Genomic DNA, 23408 nt, shown 5'->3' with positions numbered 1-23408 from the left:
GAGATTGCAGCGGAACCACCTCCGGGACCGGGAGAACAGGGCATGAAGATCACTCGCCGCATCGCGCTCGGCGCCGGCCTCGGCACGCTGGCCGGCCCGGCCTTCGCGCAGGCGCCCGGGGCCACCCACACGGTCGGCATGGTGGTCTCCCTCACCGGACCGGCGGGGCGGTTCGGGCAGGCGGCGGCGAAGTCGGTCGAACTGGCGTTCAACGCGCTGAACGCCGCCGCTGGTGCCCAGGGCATCGCAGGCGGGCGCCTGGCGATCGACCTGCGCGACGCGCAATCCCAGGGCAGCGTCGCGGTGGACCAGGCGCGGCAACTGGTGGACCTGCGCCGCGTGCCGGCGATCATCGGCGGCATCATCAGCAGCGTCTCCATCCCGATCGTCACCAGCGTCACCGCCCCGGCCGGCGTGGTGCAGATCTCGCCGGCCTCCTCCTCGCCGACGCTCACGCGCATGGCGGCCGAGGGGCAGACGGGCGGCTGGTTCTTCCGCACCATCACCTCCGACGCGCTGCAGGGCACCGCCGCGGCGCGCTACGCGATGGACCAGGGGCTGAAGAAGCTCGCCATCATCCACGTCAACAACGATTTCGGCGTGAACATGGTGAACGAGTTCCGCCGCGCCTATCTTGCGCTGGGCGGCGAGATCACCTCCACCACGCCCTACAATCAGGGCCAGGCGAGCTATGCGCCGGAAGTGACGCGCGCGCTGGCCGGCGACCCGCCGGCGCTCTACCTCGTCAGCTATCCGGGCGACGGCACCACCATCGCGCGCACCTGGATCCAGCAGGGCGGCGAGCCGACCTTCCTGCTGAATGACGGCATGAACAGCGCCGATTTCATCCGCGATGTCGGCCCGCGCTTCCTCAACAACGCCTACGGCACCTCCTCCGGCACCGTGACCACGGCCTCCACCGAGTTCTTCACGCGGGCCTACCCGCCGATGTCGGGCGGCTTTGGTGCCGGCGCGCCGGCGGCCGATCGCGCCTTCGACGCCGCGGCGATCCTCGGCCTGGCGGTCGCCAAGGCAGGGCGCTTCGAGGCCGTGGCGATCCGCGATGCGATCCGCCAGGTCACCGGGGCGGGCGGCGAAATGGTGCATGCCGGCCCCACCGGCTTCCGGCGCGCGCTCGAGTTGATCCGTGGCGGCCAGGCGGTGCGCTATGTCGGCGTGATCGGCCCGGTGGAGTTCGACCAGAACGGCGACATCACCGGCCCCTTCCGCAAGTGGCGCATCCGGAACGGCGAGATCACCACGGTCGGCCAGATGACCACCGAGGAGGTGCAGGCCGTGCAGCGCCAGCTGCCGCCGCGGTGATGAAACCGCCGCGCATCCTGCTCGCGCCCGGCCTGGAGAGCAGCCGGATCGTCACCGGCCTCTGGCAGGTGGCGGACCAGGAACGCGATGGGCGCCCCTTCGACCGCGCCGCGGCCGCCGCGGCGCTGGCTGAATACGCGGCCGCCGGCTTCGACAGCTTCGACATGGCCGACCATTACGGCGGCGCCGAGGACATCGTTGGCCTGTTCCGCCGCCAGGGCGGAGACGCGGCGGTCTTCACGAAATGGGTGCCGACGCCCGGCCCGATGACGCGGGATGCGGTGCGCGAGGGCGTGGGCCGCAGCCTGGAACGGCTCGGCAGCGTGCCGGAGCTGATGCAGTTCCACTGGTGGAGCTTCCGCCACCCCGCCTGGCTCGATGCGCTGCGCGAGATGGCGGCGATGCGCGACGAGGGTGCGCTGAAGCATCTCGGCGTGACCAACTTCGACACCGACCATCTGCGCGTCGCGGTGCGGAACGGGGTGCCGATCGCGACCAACCAGATCTCCTTCTCGCTGCTGGACCGCCGCGCCGCAGGCGCGATGTCGGATTTCTGCCTGGCGAACGGCGTGAAGATCCTCGCCTATGGTACGCTCGGCGGCGGCTTCCTCTCCGAGCGCTGGGTCGGTCGCGACGAGCCGGCGGAAGCCGACATCGCCGACTGGTCCAAGATGAAGTACCGCCGCTTCATCGGCGCGATGGGCGGCTGGGGCGTGTTCCAGCGCCTGATGCGCGAGGTGGCGGCGATCGCGAAGCGGCACGGCGTCTCGGTCGCCAATGTCGCGACGCGCTGGGTGCTGGAGCATCCGGCGGTCGGCGCGGTGATCGTCGGTGCGCGGCTGACCGAGAACGAGCACCGCGCGGACAATCTGCGCCTGTTCTCCTTCGCACTGGACGCGGAGGATCGCGCGCGGCTCGACAACGCCATCGCTGCCGGACGCCCGATCCCCGGCGATTGCGGCGACGAGTACCGCAGGCCGCCCTACCTCACCGCCGCCGGTGATCTCAGCCACCACCTGGAAAGCCTGCCGAAGATCTACGCAGCCACCGAATTCCGCCCCGGCCGCTTCCGCGTGGACAGCGGCAGCGTGTGGGAGGGTGCCTGCGGCTATTCGCGCGCGGTGCGAAGCGGCAAGCGCATCCTGGTGAGCGGCACCACTGCGACGCATACCGATGGCAGCGTGGTCTGTCCGGGTGATGCGGGCGGCCAGGCAGTCTATATCCTCGACAAGATCGCCGCGGCGGTCGAGGCGCTTGGTGGCACGATGGACGACGTGGTGCAGACCCGCATCTGGCTGCGCAACGCGGATGACTGGGAGACGGTCGGCCGCGTCCATGGCCGCGTGTTTGCGGAAGCGCGTCCGGCCAACACGCTGGTCGAGGTCGGCCGGCTGGTCGGCGGCTACCTCGTGGAAATCGAAGCGGAGGCAATGCTCGATTGACGGGATATGATGACCGCAGGGCGGAGCAGCCGCAGGCTGCGAGCACCGGAGGTCTGAATCATATGCCCCACATCGACCCGGAGGCGAGGCTTCTGCACGCGCCGCTGCCGTTCCGGCCGAAGCTGACCTGGCCGGGCGGGGCAAGGCTGGCCGTCTGGGTCTGCCCCAACATCGAGCATTACGAGTTCCTCCCCGCGGCGATCCGCGAGCGCGACCCCTGGCCCCGGACGCCGCATCCGGACGTGCTCTCCTACTCGCTGAAGGACTACGGCAACCGCGCCGGTGTCTGGCGGATGATGGAGGTGGTGGATGCGCATGGCATCCGCGGCAGCGTCTCCTTCAGCATGGCGGTCGGCGAGATGTTCCCCGAGGTGCTGGAGGCGATGCTGTCCCGGGACTGGGACGTGTTCAGCCACGGCTTGTTCAACACGCGCTACCATTGGGGCCTGTCGGAGGCGGAAGAGCGCGACGAGATCGCCGCCAGCGTGGACGCCTGGCGCCGGATGACGGGCAGGCAGCTGCGCGGCTGGTTCTCGCCCGCTGCATCAAACACCCTGCGCACGCCGGACCTCGTGGCGGAGGCGGGCATCTCCTACATCTGCGACCTTTACCACGACGACCAGCCGACGCCGGTGCGCGTGCGGTCGGGGCGGCTGGTCTCGCTGCCCTACCAGATGGACCTGAATGATTCGGTGACGATGGCGGCCGGTGCCTGGGAGGGCGAGGATTTCCTCCAGGCAGGACGCGACATGTTCGACACGCTTTATGCCGAAGGCGAGGCGCAGCCGCGCGTGATGTGCGTCGCGCTCCACCCCTACATCACCGGCCGGCCGCACCGCATCCGCCACCTCGACGCGTTGCTCGGCTACATGCGCCGTCATGAGGGCGTGTGGTTCGCGACCGGCGCGGAGATGGCGGATTGGTACCTGGCGAACCACTACGAGGCGGCCGTCGCCGCAGCCGGCCGATGAGCTTCCCGCGCGGCCCCGACCACGCGATCCATCCCTATGCGCCGCAGCCGCTGCGGCCGGATTTCCGCTGGCCGGGCGGCAAGAGCGTCGCCGCCTATCTGCTGCTGCATGTCGAGCACACCGAGATCGCGCCGTCCGAAGGCACGCATCGCGACCCGCGCTTCCGGGGTGCCTTCTTCACCGGCACGCCCGACTGGCACACCTACTCCTACCGCGACTACGGCAACCGCATCGGCGCCTGGCGGATCCTCGACCTGCTGGATGCGCTGAAGCTGCCGGCGAGCGTCGCGGTGAACACGCTCGCCGCCCGCCGCCATCCGGAACTGGTCGCCGCCTGCGCCGCCCGCGGCTTCGAGCCGGTGGCGCATGGGATTTCCGCCAGCCGCATGGTGACCTCCCGCATGAGCGAGGTCGAAGAACGCGCGCATGTCGAAGCCGCGCGCGATGAACTCGGGAAGATCTGGCCCGGCGCGACCGGTTGGCTCGGCCAGGACCACGGCGCCACCGCGCGCACCACGCGGCTTCTGGCCGAGTCGGGGTTCGCCTATTCGCTCGACTGGGCGAACGACGACGAGCCCTATCTCCACGCCTCCGGCCTGCTCGCCCTGCCGCCGCCGGCGGAGTGGGACGACGTGCAGACGCTCTGGCTGCGCCGCGTCCCGGTCACGCGCTGGCCCGGCCTGGTGAGGGACGCACTCGACGTGCTGCTGGCGGAGAAGCGCGGCGGCCGTGTGCTCGGCATCGGCATACACCCCTGGATGCTCGGCGCGCCGCATCGCCTGCGCTACCTGCGGGAGTCGCTGCTGGACCTGGCGTTACGCGAGGGGTTGCATGTCGCGACGGCGGGCGAGCTGGCGGCGCATGCGCGCGCGGCGCTTCACTCCGCGTAGCGCTTCTCCATTGCGTAGTAGGCGTTGAAGCCGACCGTCTCGTAGAGCTCGTCGAAGGGCAGCAGGCGGTCCGGTCCCGGATGCGCCCCGCGCGCGATCAGCGCGAGCGCCTCCTGCTGCGCCCGGATCACCACGTTCAGCAGCGTCACCCCCAGCAGCAGCACGCGATAGCCGATCGCCTCGGCCTGCGCCGGCGTCAGAAAGGGGCGGCCCGGCTTCTCCACCTGGGCGAGCATGGTCGGCACGCCACGCACCACGCGCTGCAGCCGCGCCATCTCCGCCGTATCGGCCGGCGCCTCGAAATAGACGATGTCGGCGCCCAGGTCGGCAAAGGCCTCGGCGCGCCACAGCGCCTCCTCCAGACCCACGGCGGCGCGGCTGTCGGTGCGGCCGATCACCATCAGGTCCCCGCCCGCCGCGCGGATCGCATCGCGCGCATTCAGTGCGGCGCGCAGCCGTGTGAGGGCCTCGGCGCGGGGTGCCACCTCCAGCCCATGGGCGAAGCCGCAGCGCTTGGGGAAGACCTGGTCCTCGATCATCACGCAGGCGAAGCCGGCCTGATGGTAGCCCGCCACCGTGCGCCGGACGTTGATCGCACTGCCGAAGCCCGTGTCGGCATCGCCGATGACCGGTATCGCCGTGGCGGCGCAGACTTCGCGCCCGGCATCCAGCATCTCCCGATAGGAGACCAGCCCTGCATCCGGCAGGCCGAGCCGTGCCGCGCTCACCGCATAGCCACTCAGGAAGGTCGCCGGGAATCCGGCCCGCGCGATCAGCCTTGCGCCGAGCGCGTCATGGCAGCCCGGCACGACCGCGATGCCGGGCCGCGCCAGCACCTCGCGCAGCCGTGCGGCGGGGGAGGGGAGCGGTCCCTCGGGCGGCGGGTCCAGGATCATGCGGGCATTCCTCCGGCACCGATGCTGGCACGCCGGCGGGGCAGGGGCCACCGGTGGCGGTTTTTGCTCGCCCTCGCGGCCGCCTGCGGTATCGTCGCCAGGCGGGCTCCCCGGCCCGGCCGGGGATGCCGTCCAACAAGGAAGGCCGCCACGACGGCCGCGGAGGAAACGCGCCCCATGCCCGAAGCCTCTACCCCCGGCACCCAATCCCATGGGCCACGCTGCGCGGCCCTGATCGGCCCCTACGGCAGCGGCAAGTCGGCCCTGTTCGACGCCATGCTTGCCGTCGCCGGCCACGCGAACCGCCGTAGCGGCAACGGCCGCGCCCATGTCCCAGGCACCGAGGTACGGATCGCCCAGGTAAGCTTCCTCAACGATCCCTGGACCCTGCTCGACTGCCCCGGCTCCATCGAGTTCGCCCATGCCGGGGCCTGCGCGCTCGCGGTGGCCGACATCGCGGTGGTGGTGGTGGACCCCGACCCCGAGCGCGCTGCCATGGCCGCGCCGGCGCTGCGGATGGTGGAGGAGCAGGGCATCCCCGCCATGGTCTTCGTCAACAAGCTCGATACGCTCGGGGGCCAGGTGCGCGACATCGTCGCCGCGCTGCAGGAACAATCGCGCCGCCGCCTGCTGCTGCGCCAGGTGCCCTGGCGCGAGGGCGAGAAGGTGGTCGGCTACGTGGACCTGATCAGCGAGCGCGCCTGGCGCTGGCGCGACGGCCAGCCTTCCGAGCCCGCGCCCTTCCCCGAGGCGATGCGCGGCCGCGAGGCGGAAGCCCGCGCCGCGCTGGCCGAAGCGCTCGCCGATGCCGATGATTCGCTGCTCGAAGCGATCGTCGAGGACCGCACGCCCGACCCCGCCGCGCTGTATCGCCCCCTCCACGCGGAGGAAGCCGCCGGCCACGCCGACGCCGTGCTGCTCGGCGCGGCCGAGCACGCCGCCGGCGTGCGCCGGCTTTGGAAGGCGCTGCGCCACGACACGCCGGAGGTCGGCGAGACCGCGGCGCGCCACGGCATCGCGGCGGAGGGCGAGCCGCTCGCCCAGGTGTTCCGCACCGTCCAGGCCGGGCATGCCGGCCGGCTCTCCTTCGTGCGGCTGTGGCGCGGCGCGGTGAAGGATGGCGCGGGCCTCGGCGGACAGCGCGTCGGCGGCATCTGGCGCTTCCCCGGCGGCGAGCAGACCAAGGTCGGCGAGGCGGTGGCGGGCGAGGTGGTGGCGCTCGGCCGCCTGGAAGCCGCCGCCACCGGCGACACGCTCGGCGGCGACAGGCTGCCTTTCCCCGAACCGCCCGCGCCGACCTATGCCCTGGCGCTGGAGCCGGAGGACCGCAAGGACGAGGTGAAGCTGGCCGCCGCGCTGGCGAAGCTGGTGGAGGAGGACCCCTCGCTCAACGTCGAGCAGGTGGCCGAAAGCGGCGAGACCATCCTGCGCGGCCAGGGCGAGCAACACCTGCGGGCGGCGCTCGAACGGCTGGGTGCCATGGTGAAGCTCGCCACTCATCGCCCGCGCGTGGCCTATCGCGAGACGATCCGCCGCCAGGTGCGCCAGCATGCGCGGCTGAAGCGCCAGACCGGCGGCCACGGGCAGTTCGCGGATGTGACGCTGGAGGTCGCGCCGCGCCCGCGGGGGGCCGGCTTCAGCTTCGTGGACAAGGTCGTCGGCGGCGCGATTCCGCGCAAATTCATCCCTGCCTGCGGCGAAGCGGCGGAGGAGGCTGCGCGCAAGGGCCCGCTCGGCAACCCGGTGGTGGATATCGAGGTGACGCTGGTGGATGGCGGCTTCCACAGCGTCGACAGCTCCGACATGGCCTTCGCCACCGCCACCCGCATGGCGATGCAGGAGGCTATGGCCAAGGCCGAGCCGGTGGTGCTGGAGCCGGTGCAGCACGTTGCGGTGACGGTGCCGACCGCCTTCACCCCTGCCGCGCAACGTCTGCTGACCGGCCGGCGCGGCCAGATCCTGGGCTTCGCCGAATGCCCGGATCGCCCCGGCTGGGACGAGGTGGAGGCGATGGTCCCGGCGGCCGAGCTGCACGACCTTATCCTGGAGCTCCGTGGCCAGACCCTCGGTCTCGGCACATACCGGCACCGGTTCGACCACCTGGCGGAGAGCAGGGGGCGCTAGCCAGATTCCGATCCGCAACGTAATCGTCACGCCGACGTCCCGGTCCGGCGTGTAGGTCACGCGGCCGAGTTGCGGAGGACAGGCGATGCGCTTCGACATTGAGGAACTCGGCCCGACGGCGAGCAAGGTGATCCTGGTGGGGCGGCTCGATTCGACCACGGTGGGAGGCGTGGAGACCCAGTTCACCGCCGCGGTCGTCGCCCCCGGCCGCAGCGCGGTGTTGGACATGCGTGGGCTGGAGTTCCTCTCCTCCCTCGGCATACGCCTGCTGCTTTCCGTGGCGCGGGTGATCTCGCGCCGCGGCGGGCGGATGGTGCTGTTCGGCACCCGGCCAATGGTCGCCGAGGTGCTGACCGCGATGGCCCTCGAGGAGGTGCTGCCGATGGTCGGGACCGAAGCGGAGGCCGTGGCGCGGCTTGGTGCCTGAGGCGCCGACGCTCTCCCTGGCCATTCCACTGGCGCGGGAGGGGCTTGCGCCGGCGCTGGACCGGATCGAGGCCTTCCTCGTCGCCAGGGGCGCGGCCGAGGGCGTGCGCTACAAGGTCCGCCTCGTGCTGGACGAACTGCTGGCCAATCTGATGGCGCATGGCCGCTTCGCCGGCCCGCCGCCACCGATCCGGGTGGAGGTGGCGGCCCGCCAGGCGACGGTTCTGCTGCTGCTCGAGGACGCCGCGGAGCCGTTCGACCCGCGACTCGCGCCCGATCCCCCGGGGCCGCCTTCGCTGGCCGACGACCGGCTCGGCGGCCTTGGCCTGCCGCTGGTCCGGCGGATGGCGGAGATCCGTGGCTACCGGCGGCTGCCGGAGGGCTGGAATCGCACCGAGCTGGCGATTTCCGCCGGCTGACCTCCGAAGCGATCCGGACAACTCCCTGCGATGGTCCAAACCGACGTCATCGAACCTTCATCGAACTGCAATCGGCAGGTCGTGCTGGGCGCCTAGAAGCCGGGGCGCTTCGGGCGGCCCGGCGAGACCGGGTGGCCACACACAGCGACTGGAGAAGACGTAATGAACAGGCGGACCCTTCTGCTCGGCACCGGTGCGGCGCTCGCCGCGCCCGTCGTCCTGGCCCACCGCCCCGCACTCGCGCAGGAGGCAACCATCACCGGTGCCGGCGCCACCTTCCCCCGCCCGGTCTATGAGCGCTGGGCGCAGGCGGCGCGCGAGGCGATCAACGTGCAGCTCAACTACCAGTCGATCGGTTCCGGCGGCGGGATCAACCAAATCACCGCCCGCACGGTGGATTTCGGCGCCTCCGACGCGCCGCTGACGACCGAGCAGCTGACCGAGCGCAGCCTGCTGCAGTTCCCCTCGCTGATGGGTTCGGTGGTGCTCTCGGCCAACCTGCCGGGCGTTGCCGACAATGCGCTGAAGCTGACGCCGGAAGTCGTGGTGGACATCTTCCTCGGCAAGCTCCGCCGCTGGAACGATCCGCGCATCGTGGAGCTGAACCGCGAGATCCGCATCCCCAACCTGCCGATCGGGCCGAGCTATCGCGCAGATGGCTCGGGCACGACCTGGGTGTTCACCACCTACCTCTCGCGCGTCTCGTCCGAGTGGAAGGACGGCCCCGGTGCAGGCACCAGCGTGCGCTGGCCGGCCGGCAACGGCGCGCGCGGCAATGAGGGCGTCTCGAACATCATCCGCAACACCCCGGGCGCGATCGGCTATATCGAGAACGCCTACGCCGTGGTGAACCGGATGCCGACCACCCAGCTCCGCAACAAGTCGGGCAACTTCGTCCGCCCGATCCCGGAGACCTTCAACGCGACCGCCGCGGCCGCCGACTGGACGGTGCCGAACTTCGCTGCCGACACCATCGACCTGGCCGGCGAGAAGGCCTGGCCGATGACGTCCGCAACCTACATCCTGCTGCCGACCAACCCGCCGGCGGACAAGGTGGAGGCCAGCCGCAACACGATGCGCTTCTTCGACTGGGCGTATCGCCACGGCGGCGACATCGCCTCCAGGCTGGAATACATCCCGCTGCCGAACTCGGCGCACGACCTGATTCGCACTGCCTGGCGCCAGCAGATCAAGGCGCCGGACGGCAGCGCGGTCTGGAACGGCTGAGGCAGGACCTGATCGGCCCGGATCCCTTTCGGGGTCCGGGCACGTGGCTGCAGGCGCCGGCGGGCCGGCGCCTGGAAGGAGAACGGAGCGGGTGAGCGATATCGCGACGAACCCCGGCGCCATGCCGGTGGCCAGGGCGCGGCGAACCGCCGGGGCGTTCGGCGACACGCTGTTCGAGTGGCTGTGCAAGGGCGCGGGCCTGATCGTGCTGCTGACGCTTGGCGGCATCATCCTGACGCTGTTCGTCGCCGGCCTTCCCGCCTTCCAGCATTTCGGTCTGGGCTTCATCTTCTCGACCAACTGGGATCCGGTGGAGGGGCGCGAGGAATTCGGCGCGTTCATCTCCATATTCGGCACCGTGGTCAGCTCCGTGCTGGCCATCATCTTCGCTGTCCCGGTCGCCTTCGGCATCGCCTATTTCCTGACCGAACTCGCGCCGATGTGGCTGCGCCGGCCGGTCGGCACCGCGATCGAGCTGCTGGCTGCCATCCCTTCAATCATCTTCGGCATGTGGGGCCTGTTCGTCCTGGTGCCGTTCGTGCAGATGAACATCCAGCTCGCCTTCGGCGAATACCTCGCCGCAATCCCGCTTGTCGGCTTCCTGTTCGAGAGCAACTCCTTCGCGGGCACCTCGCTGTTTTCCGCGGCCCTGGTGCTGGCGATCATGATCCTGCCCTTCATCGCCGCCACCATGCGCGACGTGTTCGAACAGGTGCCGCCGGTCTACAAGGAAAGCGCCTACGGGCTCGGCGCGACGCGCTGGGAAGTGGTGCGGGGCGTGGTGATCCCCTACACGCGCACATCGGTCGTCGGCGGCATCATGCTCGGCCTCGGCCGCGCGCTCGGCGAGACGATGGCCGTTACCTTCGTGATCGGCAACGCCAACCGGATGCCGCAGAGCATCTTCGACCCCTCCACGACCATCGCCTCGGTGATCGCGATGGAGTTCCCGGAGAGCCTGGCCGGCAGCCTGCAGCAATCGGCGCTGTTCGCTATCGGCTTCCTGCTGTTCTTCATCTCCTTTGTCGTGCTGGCGACCAGCCGCTGGCTGCTACGCTCCCGGTTGAAGGGTTGAGACGATGAGCGTGACGACCCTGCAGCAATTCGCGGCGCGGGATGCCGGCGCGGCCCGTGCCCTCGGCCGCCGTCGCTCGCTGATCGACCGTCTCGTCACCGCGCTTTGCCTGCTGGCGACCGTGGTTGGCCTGTTCTTCCTTGCGTCGATCCTGGCGACGCTGCTCTGGCGCGGACTCGGTGCGTTGGACTGGACCGTGCTGAGCAATGAGTTCCGCCCGACCACCTATGGCGACGACACCCTGCAGAAGGGAGGGCTGCTGCACGCCATCATCGGCAGCCTGATCCATGTGGGCCTCGCCACGCTGATCGGCACGCCGGTCGGGTTGCTGGTCGGCACCTATCTGGCGGAGTACGCGCGCAACTCGGCGTTCGGCAATGCCGTGCGCTTCGTCTCGGACATCCTGCTTTCGGCGCCGTCCATCCTGATCGGCCTGTTCATCTACCAGCTCGTGGTGCTGCCGATGGGCGGCTTCTCCGGCTTCGCCGGCGTGCTGGCGCTCGCGATCATCGTCGTTCCGGTGGTGGTGCGCACCACCGAGGACATGCTGCAGTTGATCCCCAACACGCTGCGCGAGGCGGTGATCGCGCTCGGCGCCCCGAAATGGCGGATGATCGTGCTGGTCTGCTACAAGGCGGCGCTCTCCGGCATCGTGACCGGCGTGCTGCTGGCGGTGGCGCGCATCGCCGGCGAGACGGCGCCGCTGCTGCTGACCTCCTTCGGCAACAACGTGATCTCAACCGATCTCGGCAGCGCCATGGCGAGCCTGCCGATCGCGATCTACCAGCAGGCAAATTCCGGCTTCCCCGATCTGATCGCCATTGCCTGGGCCGGCGCGCTGCTCGTCACCCTCGGCGTACTGGCCATCAATATCGTCGCTCGCCTCCTGCTGCGCAGGAAGAGCTAGCGTGGAGAGGACACCCAGATGAGTTCCGCAACCGACCAGCACCAGGCGGCGCGCGAAGCTGCCTCCTTCGGCGGCATGCAGGCGCGCTCGGGTGCGGTGATCAACACCGTCTCACGCATCTCGGTGCGCAATCTCGATTTCTACTACGGCACCAACAAGGCGCTGAAGGGCATCGACCTGGAGCTGCCGGACCGGCAGGTGACCGGCATGATCGGCCCTTCCGGCTGCGGCAAATCCACGTTGCTGCGCGTGCTGAACCGCATGTACAGCCTCTACCCCGGCCAGCGCGCCGAAGGTGAGGTGTTGATGGATGGGCGCAACCTGATCGCGGCCGACATGGACCTGAACGAGCTGCGCTCCAAGGTGGGCATGGTGTTCCAGAAGCCGACGCCCTTCCCGATGACGATCCATGAGAACATCGCCTTCGGCGTGCGCCTGCACGAGAAGCTCTCGAAGTCGCAGATGGATGACCGCGTCGAATGGGCGCTCTCCCGCGCCGCCATCTGGGACGAGGTTAAGGACCGGCTGCAGACCAGCGCGCTCGGCCTCTCCGGCGGGCAGCAGCAGCGGCTGTGCATCGCCCGCACCATCGCCGTGCGGCCCGAGGTGATCCTGTTCGACGAGCCGACCTCGGCGCTCGACCCGATCAGCACGCTCAAGATCGAGGAGCTGATTGACGAGCTGAAGCGCGACTTCACCATCTGCATCGTCACCCACAACATGCAGCAGGCTGCACGCTGCGCCGACCAGGTGGCGTTCTTCTACCTCGGCGAGCTGGTGGAGGTTGCGCCGGCCGCCCAGATGTTCACCGCCCCGCGCGAGAAGCGCACCCAGGAATACATCACCGGCCGGTTCGGCTGACGCGGTCCGATGACCGAGGGCCGGCAGGCCCGGAGGTCCGAGCCGAGCCGCACCCACGAAAGGCGACGACCCATGCCGATGGAACAGCCCGACCACATCGTCCGCTCCTACGACGACCAGCTCCGCAAGCTGCGCGACATGGTCGCCCGAATGGGCGGGCTGGCCGAGCGCCAGGTCCACGATGCGACGATCGCGATGGTCCGCCGCGACGCCGCGCTGGCCGCGGAGGTCGTGGCGCGCGATGCCGCACTCGACCAGCTGGAGCGCGAGATCGAGGCCTTCTGCATCCGCATCCTCGCCACCCGCCAGCCGATGGCCTCCGACCTGCGCTTCATCATCGCCTCGATGAAGGTCAGCCACGACCTGGAGCGGATCGGCGACTACGCCCGCAACGGCGCCAAGCGCAGCGTCGTGCTGGCGCAGCAGCCCCCCCTCGGCAGCCTGAACGGCTTCCAGCGCATGTCGGTGCTGGTGCAGGAGAACCTGAAGCTCGCCATCGATGCGCTGGTCAACGACGATGCCGAGGCGGCGCAGCGCGTCTGGGCCGCCGACGAGCCGATCGACAACGTCTACAACGGCATCTTCCGCGAGATGCTGACCCACATGATGGAGGATCCCCGCAACATCACCGCGGCGATCCATCTGCTGTTCATCGCCAAGAACCTCGAACGCATCGGCGACCACGCGACCAACATCGCCGAGACCGTGCATTACGCCGTGCGCGGCGACAGCCTGCCGGACGAACGGCCGAAGGCCGACGCCTCCGCCTACGCCGTCGTCCGGCCGCCCGAGTAAGCCCTGACGCAAGGGATCGACCTGCCATGCCGGACGCCACCGGGAGCCTCGCCAAGCCCATCATCCTCGTCGTCGAGGATGAGGCGCCGCTGCTGACGCTGCTGCGCTACAACCTCGAGAAGCAGGGCTTCCGCGTCGAGGAGGCGGCGGATGGGCAGGAAGCGCTGATGCGCATCTCCGAGGCCAAGCCCGACCTGATCCTGTTGGACTGGATGCTGCCTGCGCTCTCGGGCCTCGAGGTCTGCCGCCAGATCCGCCGGCGGCCGGCCACGCGCGACCTGCCGATCATCATGGTCACCGCCCGCACCGAGGACCAGGATGCGGTGCGCGCGCTGGACACCGGCGCCGACGACTACATCGCCAAGCCCTTCGCCATGGATGCGCTGCTCGCGCGCATCCGCGCGCTGCTGCGCCGTTCGGGCGCGGTGCCGGTGAAGGGGCGGCTGGCGTGGCAGGACATCGTCATGGACCAGGATGCGCACCGCGTCACGCGCGGCGCCCGCGCGCTGCATCTCGGCCCGACCGAATACCGGCTGCTGGAGTTCTTCCTGCAGCATCCCGGCCGCGTCTTCTCGCGCGAGCAGCTGCTCGATGCCGTCTGGGGCCGCGACATCCACGTCGAGCCGCGCACCGTGGACGTGCACATCCGCCGGCTGCGCAAGGCGGTGAACGGCGAGGGCGAGTCCGACGTGATCCGCACCGTCCGCTCCGCCGGCTACGCGCTCGACGTGGAGCAGTAGGGCGGGCCGCTACTCCTCCTGTTCCTCGATCCGGTAGAGCGGCACCAGCGCCAGGCGGCGCAGCGCGTTGCGGGCCAGCGCCTCGATCTCGCGGCGGTCCGTGGTGTCGGGGTCCACTGTCAGCCAGGCCGCGGTCAATCGCCGCCAGAACACGGCGAGGTCCACAAGCCGCTCGCGGAAGCGCTCCTGTTCCTGGATCAGCCGGGTCGGCGCTTCCAGCGGCTGTGGCCGGCGCATCGCGGCGATCGCCTGGGCCTGGAGCGCCTCGGCCGTGCGACGGGGGCGGGAGATCTGCGGCAGCAGCGCCTCCAGCGCGCGGGTCAGCAGGTCACCGGCCCAGCGCCGGTCGGCGCCGAGTGCCTCACGTGTCTTGCGCAGCATACGCTCCATCGCGGCGTAGTCGGGCTGCGCGGCGCCGGCGGCCAGGACCAGCGCATGGGCATTGGCCAGCCGCTGCAGGCGGCGCGCCAACGGCGCGATGGTGCCCATCTGGAAGCCGCCCTCGGTGATGCATTGCGCCACCGCCGTCTCGAACATGGTGGGGCCCGGCGGCACGCGGCGCATCGCCTCGGCCAGCGCCATGCCCTCCTCGCCGGCGGTCGCCGCCAGGCGCTCCATGAGCGCGCCGGTGGCGGCGTAGAGGTGGTGCTCCTCCGGCGCTTCGGCCTCGTCTTCCAGCAGGGCTGCGGGCATCGGATCGCCGGGCCGGATCCGCTCGACGCAGCGTAGCGCGGCGGGCACCAGCCGCAGCAGCCGGAAATCGCGCGTGCCCGGCGCCAGGTCGAACATGCGGTGCGCGCTTTCGATATCCACCACCATCCGCAGATGGGCGAACTCGCGGATCACCTCGATCCCACCGCTGGCGGCGCGTTCGAAGGCGAGGCCCGGCTCACGCATCCAGGTGGCGTCGAACTCGAACTGTGGCGGCGGCCAGGCCTCGCCCTCCGGCACCCCGGGGAAGCGCACCGGGTCGAAGCGGCGCGGATCGGGCAGCCGTACGGCCGGGGCGGGCGGCATGAAGCCGCTGGGATCAGGCTGGGCGGGCGCGGTGCTCACGTCGCTAAACTGGCGCACAACGGTTAACGGGTCGTGCCTGCCATCCCGATTGACGCCCGCTCCGGGGCGTGGCGAGTCTGTCCGAGGATGCTCCGGGAGCCTGATCCATGCGCCGTCGCGCCGCCCTTGCCGGGTTCGCCGCCTTGCCGACCGCCTTGCTGGCGGCCTGTGCCGCAGACAGCCCGCCGGAGGGCGGCCTTGCGGCGCAGCCCGTGCATGTGGTCTTTTTCGAGGATGACAGCGTCGCGGTGCGTGGCGCCGCCCTCGCCGTGATCCAGGATGCCGCGGCAATCGCCCAGCGCTATCCGGCGGCGCCGGTACGCGTGCTGGGCTTCGTCGCGCCGGATCCGGTGCATGCACCACTCGGTGCCCTCTCCCGCGCGCGGGCCGAGCATGTCGCGGCCGAACTGGAGCGGTTCGGCATTCCCCGCCCGCGGATCCAGGTGGCCGGCCGCGGCGCCGCCGCCTTCGCCGACATCCCGCTCGAAAGCCGCCGGGTGGAGATCCATATCGGGCCGGCTTGAGCCCGCCCGTGGCAGAGCGGCGATTCCGCCTTCGCAATCCAGGCTGACGGCGGGCGCGCGGCGTGGCATCCGGCGACATGCCCTATGATGGTCGATTCGTCGCCGACCCGCATCACGTCCTCTCCCGCGTGTTCGGTCATCCCGGTTTCCGCGGCCGGCAGGAAGAGGTGGTGCGGCATGTGGCGGAGGGCGGCTCCGGCCTGGTGCTGATGCCGACGGGCGGCGGCAAGTCCCTCTGCTACCAGGTGCCGGCGCTGTGCCGGCCCGGTGTGGGGGTGGTGGTCTCGCCACTGATTGCACTGATGGAGGACCAGGTCGCGGCACTGCGCCAGCAGGGCGTCGCCGCCGCAGCGCTGCACTCCGAACTGCCGGAGGGGGAGGGGCGCAAGGTCCTCGCCGACCTGCATGACGGCACGCTCAAGCTGCTCTACGTCTCGCCGGAGCGGCTGCTGCTCGACGGCACGCTGAACAGGCTGGACCAGTTGCCGGTGGCGCTCTTCGCGGTGGATGAGGCGCATTGCGTCAGCCAATGGGGGCATCATTTCCGGCCGGAGTATCGCGGTCTCGGCGTGCTGTCGGAGCGCTTTCCGCGCACGCCGCGGCTGGCGCTGACCGCCACCGCCGATCCGCGGACGGTCGAGGACATCCGCGCCCAGCTCGGCCTCACCGCCGATCCGGTGTTCCGAGGCGGCTTCGACCGGCCGAACATCCGCATCGAGGCCGCGCCGCGCGAGCAGGAACGCGCGCAGCTGCGCGCGCTGCTGAAGGAGCAGGCCGGCCAGCCGGGGGCAGGCATCGTCTATTGCGGCAGCCGTGCGCGCACCGAGGCCACCGCCGAGTGGCTGCGCGGCGATGGCCACGATGCGCTTGCGTTCCATGCCGGGATGGACGCGCAGGCGAAGAAGGATGCGCATCGTCGCTTCTCCCGCGGGGATGCCGTGGTGATGTGCGCGACCATCGCCTTCGGCATGGGGATCGACCGCCCTGATGTGCGCTGGGTTGCGCATCTCGACCTGCCGCGCTCGCCCGAGAGCTGGTACCAGGAGATCGGCCGCGCCGGGCGCGACGGGCTTCCGGCGCGCGCGCTGCTGCTCTACGGCGCCGGCGACATCTCCCTGGCACGCCACCGTATCGAGGACAGCCCCGCCTCGCCCGAGCAGAAGCGCATCGAGCGGCAGCGGCTGGAGGCGATGGTGGCGATCGCCGAGGCCGCGACCTGCCGCCGCAAGCTGCTCCTGCGCTGCTTCGCGGAGGACACGCCGGGCGAGAATTGCGGCAATTGCGATGTCTGCCTGGCGCCGCCGAAGCTGTTCGACGGCACGGTGGCGGCGCAGAAGCTGCTTTCCGCCGTGCTGCGCACCGGCCGGCGCTTCGGCGTCGCGCATGTGGTGGACGTGCTGCGGGGCAAGGCGACAGAGAAGGTGGCACAGTTCGCGCACGACCGGCTGCCGACCTTCGGCGTCGGCAAGGAGTTCTCCGAGACAGCCTGGCGTTCGGTAGCACGGCAACTGGTTGCCCGCGGCGCGCTCGACGTTGCGGTGGAAAACCATGGCGAGCTGGTGCCGACCGATGCCGCCCGCCCCATCCTGAAGGGCGAGGAGAAGGTGCTGCTGCGCGAGGAGATCGCCCGGCCCGCCACCCGCACGCGCGCCTCCACCGCCGCGGCAAGCGTCGCACCCGGTGGCGACAGGCTGTTCGAGGCGCTGCGCGAATGGCGCCGTGGCGAGGCGCAGGCGCAATCGGTGCCGGCCTACGTGATCTTCCAGGACCGCACGCTGGCCGAGATCGCCGCCGCCCGGCCGCGCAGCCTGGACCAGCTCGGCGCCATCCCGGGCGTCGGCCGCACCAAGCTGGAACGTTATGGCGCGGCGGTGTTGCGCATCCTGGGCGATTGAGAACGAGTTGCAACTTCCCGCGGAGTCGCGCTAGCCTTCCTGTGCGGGAAGGGAAGCTGCCGGTGGAGTATATCTGCCTCTGCAACGGGATCACCGACGAGGAGGTGCGTCGCGCCATGTGCTGCGGGGCGCGTCGTCCGAGGGAGGTCTACGAGCTTGCCGGCCATCGCGCGCAATGCGGCAAGTGCACGCGCGACATCCTGGCGCTTCTGCGCGCCACCCCGCATCGCCCGGCCGAGACGCGGCTCTGAGGCGCGCGACCGCCGCCGCGGACCGGCGCGCATCGCCAAGCCACGCCCTCCTGCTGTAGGCTCCGCGACGCTGTGACGGAGAGGGCGGCATCATGCAGGACGGCACGCTGAGCCTGGAGCAACGTGCGCATCTCGACTTCGCGCTGTTCCTTCGGCGGCGCTGGGCGGACCGGCTCTACCCTGCGCTGCGCCAGCAATATGACGCGGCGGTCGCAGCCTCCGGCGAGGCGGCGCCGGCGGAGCCGAAGACGGTACGGCCGGTGGTGCAGACGCAGCCTTCCTATCCCTGGTTCGCCTGGCTGGAGCGGAACGGCCAGAAGATGCTGTGGCGCGCGGTGCAGGATGCGGTCGCCGCGCACCCGCCGCGGCCGGCGCCAGAGGCCGCGGACGGGCCGGCGACGCTGGTGCTCGATCCCGCGCTGAAGCTGCCCGGCTGGTACACCGGCTGGGACATTCACATCCAGCCGGGCGGCGTATGGCGCAACGATGCCTCCGCCGAGACCTACGAGCTCGGCGCCAAGCTGGTGATGCTCGGCGTGAACGACGACTACACCTTCCACAACGCCTTCACCGCGACCGCGGTCCCGCGGCGGGACTATCGCGCGATCCTCGACCTCGGTTGCGGCTTCGGCAAATCCACCTGGCCGCTGAAGCGCGCCTTCCCGGATGCCGAGGTGGTCGGCGTGGACCTCGCCGCGCCCTGCCTGCGCAAGGCGCATGCGCGCGCGAATGCCCAGGGCCTCGCGATCACCTTCCGCCAGGCGGACTGCCAGGCGACCGGCCTGCCCGGCGGGCATTTCGACCTGGTCACCAGCACCATGCTGATCCACGAGATGCCGCGCCCCGCCCTGGTAGCGACGCTGCGCGAGGCGGCGCGGCTGCTGGCGCCCAGCGGCCTGCTGCGCTTCCTCGATTTCACCCGCACGGGCGACGCCTTCCGCGACCTCTCCATGATCGAGCATGGCGAGCGCAACAACGAGCCTTTCCTGCCAGGCTCGATCACCGCCGACATGGAGAAGCTCTGCGCCGAGGCCGGGCTCGTGAATGCGCGCTGGGTCGCCTTCGATGAACGCGGCGCCGGCCGCCTTCCCGAACTGCGCTGGCCCGAACGGCGCGAATGGCACTTCACCTGGGCGGTGCTGGAGGCGGAGAAACCGGCATGAGCGGCGCCGACCACCAGTACCTGCGCGATGTCGAGCCCGACCGGCTCGCCGGGCTGATCTTCGAACTCGCCGCGCAGCTGCATGCCGAGCGGCAGCGGCGCATGGCGCTGGAGGAAGTGCTGGCACGACGCGGCCTGCTGGATCGCGAGCAGGTGGAGGCGCTGGCAGGCGATGCCGGTTTCCTGGCCGATGCGCAGGCGGGGCTGGACGCCAGCCTGCGCCGGCTGCTGCGCATCCTGGAAGAAGCCGGCGATCCGCGCGGCCCGCTGCGGAACGAGGCGCTGCCCTAGTAGGGTTCCTCGCTGCGCCGAACCAGCTCGGACGAATCCTTCACCCAGGCGACGGCATGCGCCTTGCCGCCAAGAACGCGCAGCGGACCGAGCGCGCGCAGTTCCTCCGCGTGCAGCGCAAGCTCCGCCGGGCCGCTCCGCAGGTCTGCGATGCGCACCTCCTGCATCGTCGAGAAGAACAGCTCCCGTACCAGGCGTCGCGCGGCCGGATCGGGCAGGGCGCGTTCGGTGTAGAAGCCGACGAAGGGCGGCTGCGGCACGTCGAGCTCGCCTTCACGTTGCAACGTGACGTTGCAGGTGAAGACCGCCTCCGTCAGCCGCGCCACGCGGCCAGCGACCCGGTCGCCGTTGCGAAAGCCGTGCAACGGATGCGGCGTGGTCAGCGCCATGGTGCCGAGGCGTTGCGGCCAGCCGTACATTTCTCGCCCTACCGCGAGCTCCGCATCGCCATCCGTCCAGAGGAAGGGATCCCAATGGCCGACGCGGCCCTCATGCTCCACCGCAATGCCGACGACCGCCTCGTGGAACTGGCTGCGATGCGGATTGGCCTGCGCCCATGCCCAGCCGAAGCCGAGGTCGCATTGCAGCGCATGCACGGAGAAGCGCACCTGCGCGCCGACCGGCCGCAGCGGTGCCGGCACCAGCGCCGCCACGGCGTCCGGCGCGCACTCGGCGATCACCGTCAGGCTGCGTCCGGCGAAGCGCCAGGGCGGCGGGCCATAGAGGCTGGCGAGGGGATGCACGGGGGCTGCGAAGGCGCGAGTCATGCCGCAGGATAGGCGCGTTGCGACGGGAACGGCGAGGGGGCAGGGCGATGGTGCGGCGCGGCTTCACGGAGATCGCGGAAGGCCAGGTGCATTGGCGCGCGATGGGGCAGGGCGGAACGCCCTTCGTCATGCTGCATCCCTCGCCCTATTCCTCGCTGGTGCTGGAAGGCCTGGTGGCGGAGATGGGCATGGACCGGCTGGCGCTGGCGCCCGACACGCTCGGCAATGGCGATAGCTGTCCGCCCACGCCCTCAGAGCCCGACATCGCCTATTTCGCCGATGCCACCTGCCGGCTGCTGGACGCGATGGGAATCGCGCAGGCGGATGTCTATGGCGCGCATACCGGGGCGCGGATCGCCACCGAGATCGCGCTGACCAGGCCAGGGCTCGTGCGCAAGCTGGTGCTGGACGGCTTCGGCCTCTACACGCTGGAGGACCTGGACGAGATCCTCCGCGTCTATGCGCCCGAGCTGGTGCCGGACATGCACGCCGCGCACCTGATGTGGACCTGGCATTTCGTGCGCGACCAGCACCTATTCTTCCCCTGGTTCAAGCGCGACGCCGGGCACCGCTATGTCCGCGACATGCCAGACCCGGCGCGGCTGCACGCACTGTTCCTGGAGGTGGCGAAGGCAGTGACGACCTATCACCGCAGCTATCGCGCCGCCTTCCGCTATTCCATGGCGGAGGCGGTGCCGAAGCTCGACGTGCCGACCCTCATCGCCTTCACCCGCAGCGATATGGTCTTCCCACTGCTCGATCGCGCCCATGCGCTGCTGCCGGGTGCGGCGCGCGCGGAGCTGCCGGGGCTCGAGACGCCGGAGGATTGCGCCGCCACGGCGGCAATCCTGCGCGGGTTTCTCGACGGTTAGACCACCAGCTCGATCGCCACGCCGGCGCGCGCCACGATGTCCTTCTTGTCGAGATCGGGTCCGCGCGCCTCGTTGCCCTGCACATGCGCGAGGTCGCGCGCGGTGTCACGGCGGATCAGGATGCAGACCTGCGCGATCCCGCGGAGCGCGAAGGGGAACTCGTGCCAGGTGCCGAGGTGCAGCATGAGCCCCGCAGAGCCGTCGAACACCAGCGCGCGCGCAGCGTCGAGGTCCGGCATCTCGCCTTCGCAGGGTGGCGCGAGCACCATCGCGAACGCACTACCGCCGAGCGGAAAAAAGGTCTGGGTGTGCAGGAAATGCCGCTCCATCCAGGAAACCCGCAGCGGACGTGCCTCGATCGAGGCGACCGAGATCTCCAGCGTATCGTCGCCGACGAAGCGGCCCGGCTTCCGGATGGCGACGGTGTCGCCGTAGAAGGCGCTGCGGATCACCGGCGCATCCGACATCGGCGAGAGCAGCGTGCCGAAGGGTGCTATATTGGCGAGGGTGGCGGGCTCGGCGCGCAGCCTCCGGGTCTGCATCAGGCGTCCCTCCAGAACGGTGCGCGCTTGCGCTGCGTCTCCAGCAGGCTTTCGTCGAACGGCGGCAGTTCGTAGCCGAGCGGTTGCGGCGGGTGCGCCGCGTAGCCAGTGAGCCGCTCCAGCACTGCCCGCACCGGATCATGCGTGTAGTAGGCAAGGTAGGCGGCAACGACCAGGCGCTCGAAGGCGGCCGGTTCGGCGGCTTCAAGTGCGCGGAGCGCCGCCTCACGGCTCTCGGCATCGGCGGTGGCAAAGCCGGCGGGCAGGGCGGCGAGCAGCGGCGCTGGCGCGGCATCGGCGGCGACCTGCTCGACCACACCCTCCAGCGTGCCGGCGGCGGGCCAATCCGCATCGCCCGGCAACAGCGTGTCGAGCAGCGCGGCAAGTGGCGTGGTCATGCCGTCCCTCCCTTCAGCCGTGCCGCGAGCAACGTGGCGGCGCGCAGTGCGATGGCCTGGATGGTCGGCGTCGGGTTCACCGCGCCGGCGGTGACGAAGACGCCGCCATCGACCACCACCACCTCCGGCGCATCATGCACCCGGCAGGCATCATCGACCACGCTGCTGCGCGGATCCGCGCCCATGCGCGTGGTGCCGAGGAAGTGGAAGCCGGCGGCGGCGACCAGCGGGTTCACCATCACGCGCGTCGCACCGGCCTCGCGCAGCGCTTCCGTCGCGCGCGCTATGCCGTGGTCCAGCATGGTGCGCGCATTGGCGTCCAGGCGGTAGCTCAGGCGAGGCGCGGGCAGGCCGTCGCTGTCCGTCACCGCGGCATCGAGCGTAACGCGGTTCTCGGCGTCCGGCGGGTCCTCGGCGGTGACGGTGAGGCTCACGGAATGGCCGAACGTGGCTTTGAAGGCGGCGTGATGGCCTCGCCCCCAGGGCAGCCTGGCCATGTAGCCGCCGAGCGCGGTCTGCACCGGCCCGCCGCCGCGCAGCGCCTGCATCTGGTAGCCACGCCGGAAGCCACGCGCGGGATCGTCCTCGATGAACTCCTGGCTGTAGAGCGCGCAGGCGAAGGGGCCCTTGTGGCCGTCGAGGCTTTCCTCGAACAGGCCGGTGATGACGGCCGTCGGATGGTGCATGAGGTGACGCCCCGTGGCCCAGCCGCCGAGGCCGGAGGCGAGCAACAGCCGCGGCGTTCCGAGCCCGCTGGCCGCCAGCACGATGGCGCGCGCCGGCTGCGCGCGAAGCTCGGCACCGCGCATGTAGAGCACGCGTCCCCGCTCGATGCGCAGCACCCGCGCATGGGTGCGAAGTTCCGCGCCGGCCGCAAGCGCGCGGGGCCACCAGGCGGTGTCAGCCGAGGCGCGCGCATGAAGCGGGCAGCCGACGCCGCAGGGTCCGCAGAGATTGCAGGCGCTGCGCTGGTCCGCCGCGCGCGCCTCAGTGAGCACCGCCGCGTCGGAGGGCCACCAGTGCCAACCCAGCCGGTCGAAGGCGGCCGCCAGCCGTGTCGGGCCGGGGCCGAGCGGCAGCGGCCTTTGACGCGCCGCTTGCCGTGGCGGATTGGCGGGGTCGCCATGAAGCCCGGCGACGCCGGTGATCTCGTCGACGCGATCGTAGAAGGGCTCGAGGTCCTGATAGGCCAGCGGCCAGTCCTCGCCGACGCCATCCAGCGTCCGGGCGCGGAAATCGGCCGGCCGCATGCGCGGGAAATGCGCGCCCCAGCGCAGCGTGGAGCCGCCGACGCCGGTGTAGAGCGCCGGATGGATCGGCGTGTCCGCCTCCACCACCGGGTAGTCGGAAGGCAGCCGACGAATGTTCGGGTTGATGTGGAACGTCGTCTGCAGCGCGCGTTCCCACCCCGCTTCGAGCGAGGGGGCCGCCCGCTGATCCAACCAGCCGCCCTGCTCCAGGCAGACGACACGCAGCCCCGCCTCGGCCAGCACCAGCGCCGCCGCCGCGCCGGAGGCGCCGGCACCGACGATCACCGCGTCGCAGGCGGCATCC

At 70.8% G+C, this 23408-nt stretch carries 25 protein-coding genes; 19 read left to right on the top strand and 6 right to left on the bottom strand.

Annotated elements, in window-relative coordinates:
- Window positions 1-42 precede the first annotated feature (42 nt).
- From ACESM1_RS09045 to ACESM1_RS09030, 4 genes are all read left to right on the top strand, one after another.
- Complete coding sequence (locus ACESM1_RS09045; RefSeq protein WP_372619392.1) at window positions 43-1323, top strand: ABC transporter substrate-binding protein; 1281 nt, start codon at window positions 43-45, stop codon at window positions 1321-1323.
- Entirely contained in the window at window positions 1323-2765 is a 1443-nt protein-coding gene (locus ACESM1_RS09040) for an aldo/keto reductase (protein WP_372619391.1), read from the top strand. The genes ACESM1_RS09045 and ACESM1_RS09040 overlap by 1 nt, the downstream gene beginning before the upstream one ends.
- A gap of 62 nt (window positions 2766-2827) precedes the next feature.
- Window positions 2828-3736 carry a polysaccharide deacetylase family protein gene (locus ACESM1_RS09035; protein WP_372619389.1) on the top strand — a complete coding sequence of 303 codons (909 nt, stop codon included), beginning with the start codon at window positions 2828-2830 and terminating at the stop codon, window positions 3734-3736.
- The gene (locus ACESM1_RS09030; RefSeq protein ID WP_372619388.1) at window positions 3733-4626 is read left to right on the top strand and encodes a polysaccharide deacetylase family protein; all 894 of its coding nucleotides are present in this window, start codon (window positions 3733-3735) and stop codon (window positions 4624-4626) included. Before ACESM1_RS09035 ends, ACESM1_RS09030 begins: the two co-directional genes overlap by 4 nt.
- Here ACESM1_RS09030 and ACESM1_RS09025 read toward each other — a convergent pair.
- The gene (locus ACESM1_RS09025) at window positions 4614-5522 is read right to left on the bottom strand and encodes an oxaloacetate decarboxylase (protein ID WP_372619386.1); all 909 of its coding nucleotides are present in this window, start codon (window positions 5520-5522) and stop codon (window positions 4614-4616) included. The two genes, ACESM1_RS09030 and ACESM1_RS09025, sit on opposite strands and share 13 nt — an antisense overlap.
- A gap of 177 nt (window positions 5523-5699) precedes the next feature.
- Between ACESM1_RS09025 and ACESM1_RS09020 the strand changes: the two genes are divergently transcribed.
- The 9 genes from ACESM1_RS09020 (at window position 5700) to phoB (ending at window position 14096) form a co-directional block, all read left to right on the top strand.
- Window positions 5700-7646 (top strand): elongation factor G, encoded by a 1947-nt coding sequence (locus ACESM1_RS09020; RefSeq protein ID WP_372619384.1) that lies wholly within the window; start codon window positions 5700-5702, stop codon window positions 7644-7646.
- Between the two features lie 85 nt (window positions 7647-7731).
- Complete coding sequence (locus ACESM1_RS09015) at window positions 7732-8073, top strand: STAS domain-containing protein (protein ID WP_372619382.1); 342 nt, start codon at window positions 7732-7734, stop codon at window positions 8071-8073.
- A complete protein-coding gene (locus ACESM1_RS09010) occupies window positions 8066-8491 on the top strand; it encodes an ATP-binding protein (RefSeq protein ID WP_372619380.1) in 426 nt (141 codons plus the stop codon). Before ACESM1_RS09015 ends, ACESM1_RS09010 begins: the two co-directional genes overlap by 8 nt.
- A gap of 162 nt (window positions 8492-8653) precedes the next feature.
- Window positions 8654-9718, top strand: a complete 1065-nt coding sequence (pstS, locus tag ACESM1_RS09005; RefSeq protein ID WP_372619379.1) for a phosphate ABC transporter substrate-binding protein PstS — start codon at window positions 8654-8656, stop codon at window positions 9716-9718.
- A 91-nt stretch (window positions 9719-9809) separates the two neighbouring features.
- Window positions 9810-10793: a phosphate ABC transporter permease subunit PstC gene (gene pstC, locus ACESM1_RS09000; RefSeq protein ID WP_372619377.1), complete on the top strand. Its 984-nt coding sequence runs from the start codon at window positions 9810-9812 to the stop codon at window positions 10791-10793.
- A 4-nt stretch (window positions 10794-10797) separates the two neighbouring features.
- On the top strand, window positions 10798-11700 hold the full coding sequence (gene pstA, locus ACESM1_RS08995) for a phosphate ABC transporter permease PstA (RefSeq protein WP_372619376.1): 903 nt from the start codon (window positions 10798-10800) through the stop codon (window positions 11698-11700).
- Between the two features lie 75 nt (window positions 11701-11775).
- Window positions 11776-12561 carry a phosphate ABC transporter ATP-binding protein PstB gene (gene pstB / locus ACESM1_RS08990; RefSeq protein WP_372619512.1) on the top strand — a complete coding sequence of 262 codons (786 nt, stop codon included), beginning with the start codon at window positions 11776-11778 and terminating at the stop codon, window positions 12559-12561.
- Between the two features lie 72 nt (window positions 12562-12633).
- Complete coding sequence (gene phoU / locus ACESM1_RS08985; RefSeq protein WP_372619375.1) at window positions 12634-13356, top strand: phosphate signaling complex protein PhoU; 723 nt, start codon at window positions 12634-12636, stop codon at window positions 13354-13356.
- 26 nt (window positions 13357-13382) lie between these two features.
- On the top strand, window positions 13383-14096 hold the full coding sequence (phoB, locus tag ACESM1_RS08980) for a phosphate regulon transcriptional regulator PhoB (RefSeq protein ID WP_372619373.1): 714 nt from the start codon (window positions 13383-13385) through the stop codon (window positions 14094-14096).
- 9 nt (window positions 14097-14105) lie between these two features.
- On the opposite strand, the gene ACESM1_RS08975 is transcribed toward phoB, so the two are convergent.
- Entirely contained in the window at window positions 14106-15152 is a 1047-nt protein-coding gene (locus ACESM1_RS08975; RefSeq protein ID WP_372619372.1) for a hypothetical protein, read from the bottom strand.
- A gap of 107 nt (window positions 15153-15259) precedes the next feature.
- Here ACESM1_RS08975 and ACESM1_RS08970 point away from each other — a divergent pair, with 107 nt between their 5' ends.
- The 5 genes from ACESM1_RS08970 to ACESM1_RS08950 all read left to right on the top strand — a co-directional run bounded on the left by ACESM1_RS08970 (window position 15260) and on the right by ACESM1_RS08950 (window position 19275).
- Window positions 15260-15676, top strand: coding sequence for an OmpA family protein (locus ACESM1_RS08970; protein WP_372619371.1), 417 nt, complete (start codon window positions 15260-15262; stop codon window positions 15674-15676).
- Window positions 15677-15753: 77 nt separating this feature from the next.
- Window positions 15754-17571, top strand: coding sequence for a DNA helicase RecQ (gene recQ / locus ACESM1_RS08965; RefSeq protein ID WP_372619369.1), 1818 nt, complete (start codon window positions 15754-15756; stop codon window positions 17569-17571).
- Window positions 17572-17633: 62 nt separating this feature from the next.
- Window positions 17634-17822, top strand: a complete 189-nt coding sequence (locus ACESM1_RS08960) for a bacterioferritin-associated ferredoxin (RefSeq protein WP_372619367.1) — start codon at window positions 17634-17636, stop codon at window positions 17820-17822.
- Between the two features lie 92 nt (window positions 17823-17914).
- Entirely contained in the window at window positions 17915-18985 is a 1071-nt protein-coding gene (locus tag ACESM1_RS08955) for a class I SAM-dependent methyltransferase (RefSeq protein ID WP_372619366.1), read from the top strand.
- Complete coding sequence (locus tag ACESM1_RS08950) at window positions 18982-19275, top strand: hypothetical protein (protein ID WP_372619364.1); 294 nt, start codon at window positions 18982-18984, stop codon at window positions 19273-19275. The genes ACESM1_RS08955 and ACESM1_RS08950 overlap by 4 nt, the downstream gene beginning before the upstream one ends.
- Here ACESM1_RS08950 and ACESM1_RS08945 read toward each other — a convergent pair.
- Window positions 19272-20042 carry an acetoacetate decarboxylase family protein gene (locus ACESM1_RS08945; RefSeq protein WP_372619363.1) on the bottom strand — a complete coding sequence of 257 codons (771 nt, stop codon included), beginning with the start codon at window positions 20040-20042 and terminating at the stop codon, window positions 19272-19274. The genes ACESM1_RS08950 and ACESM1_RS08945 overlap by 4 nt on opposite strands.
- 17 nt (window positions 20043-20059) lie before the next feature.
- Between ACESM1_RS08945 and ACESM1_RS08940 the strand changes: the two genes are divergently transcribed.
- Window positions 20060-20914, top strand: a complete 855-nt coding sequence (locus ACESM1_RS08940; protein WP_372619361.1) for an alpha/beta fold hydrolase — start codon at window positions 20060-20062, stop codon at window positions 20912-20914.
- Here the strand turns inward: ACESM1_RS08940 and ACESM1_RS08935 are convergent.
- From ACESM1_RS08935 to ACESM1_RS08925, 3 genes are read right to left on the bottom strand one after another with little or no spacing between them, the layout of a single operon-like run.
- Window positions 20911-21456: an ureidoglycolate lyase gene (locus ACESM1_RS08935; RefSeq protein WP_372619359.1), complete on the bottom strand. Its 546-nt coding sequence runs from the start codon at window positions 21454-21456 to the stop codon at window positions 20911-20913. The genes ACESM1_RS08940 and ACESM1_RS08935 overlap by 4 nt on opposite strands.
- Window positions 21456-21854, bottom strand: a complete 399-nt coding sequence (locus tag ACESM1_RS08930) for a hypothetical protein (RefSeq protein ID WP_372619358.1) — start codon at window positions 21852-21854, stop codon at window positions 21456-21458. The genes ACESM1_RS08935 and ACESM1_RS08930 overlap by 1 nt, the downstream gene beginning before the upstream one ends.
- Window positions 21851-23389, bottom strand: a complete 1539-nt coding sequence (locus ACESM1_RS08925) for a GMC oxidoreductase (protein ID WP_372619357.1) — start codon at window positions 23387-23389, stop codon at window positions 21851-21853. The genes ACESM1_RS08930 and ACESM1_RS08925 overlap by 4 nt, the downstream gene beginning before the upstream one ends.
- Window positions 23390-23408: the final 19 nt, after the last annotated feature.

The sequence above is a fragment of the Falsiroseomonas sp. genome (assembly GCF_041690465.1).
Taxonomy (GTDB): Bacteria; Pseudomonadota; Alphaproteobacteria; order Acetobacterales; family Acetobacteraceae; genus Falsiroseomonas.
Note: the sequence above shows the minus strand (reverse complement) of the source record. Positions and strands in the feature narration are given on the sequence as shown.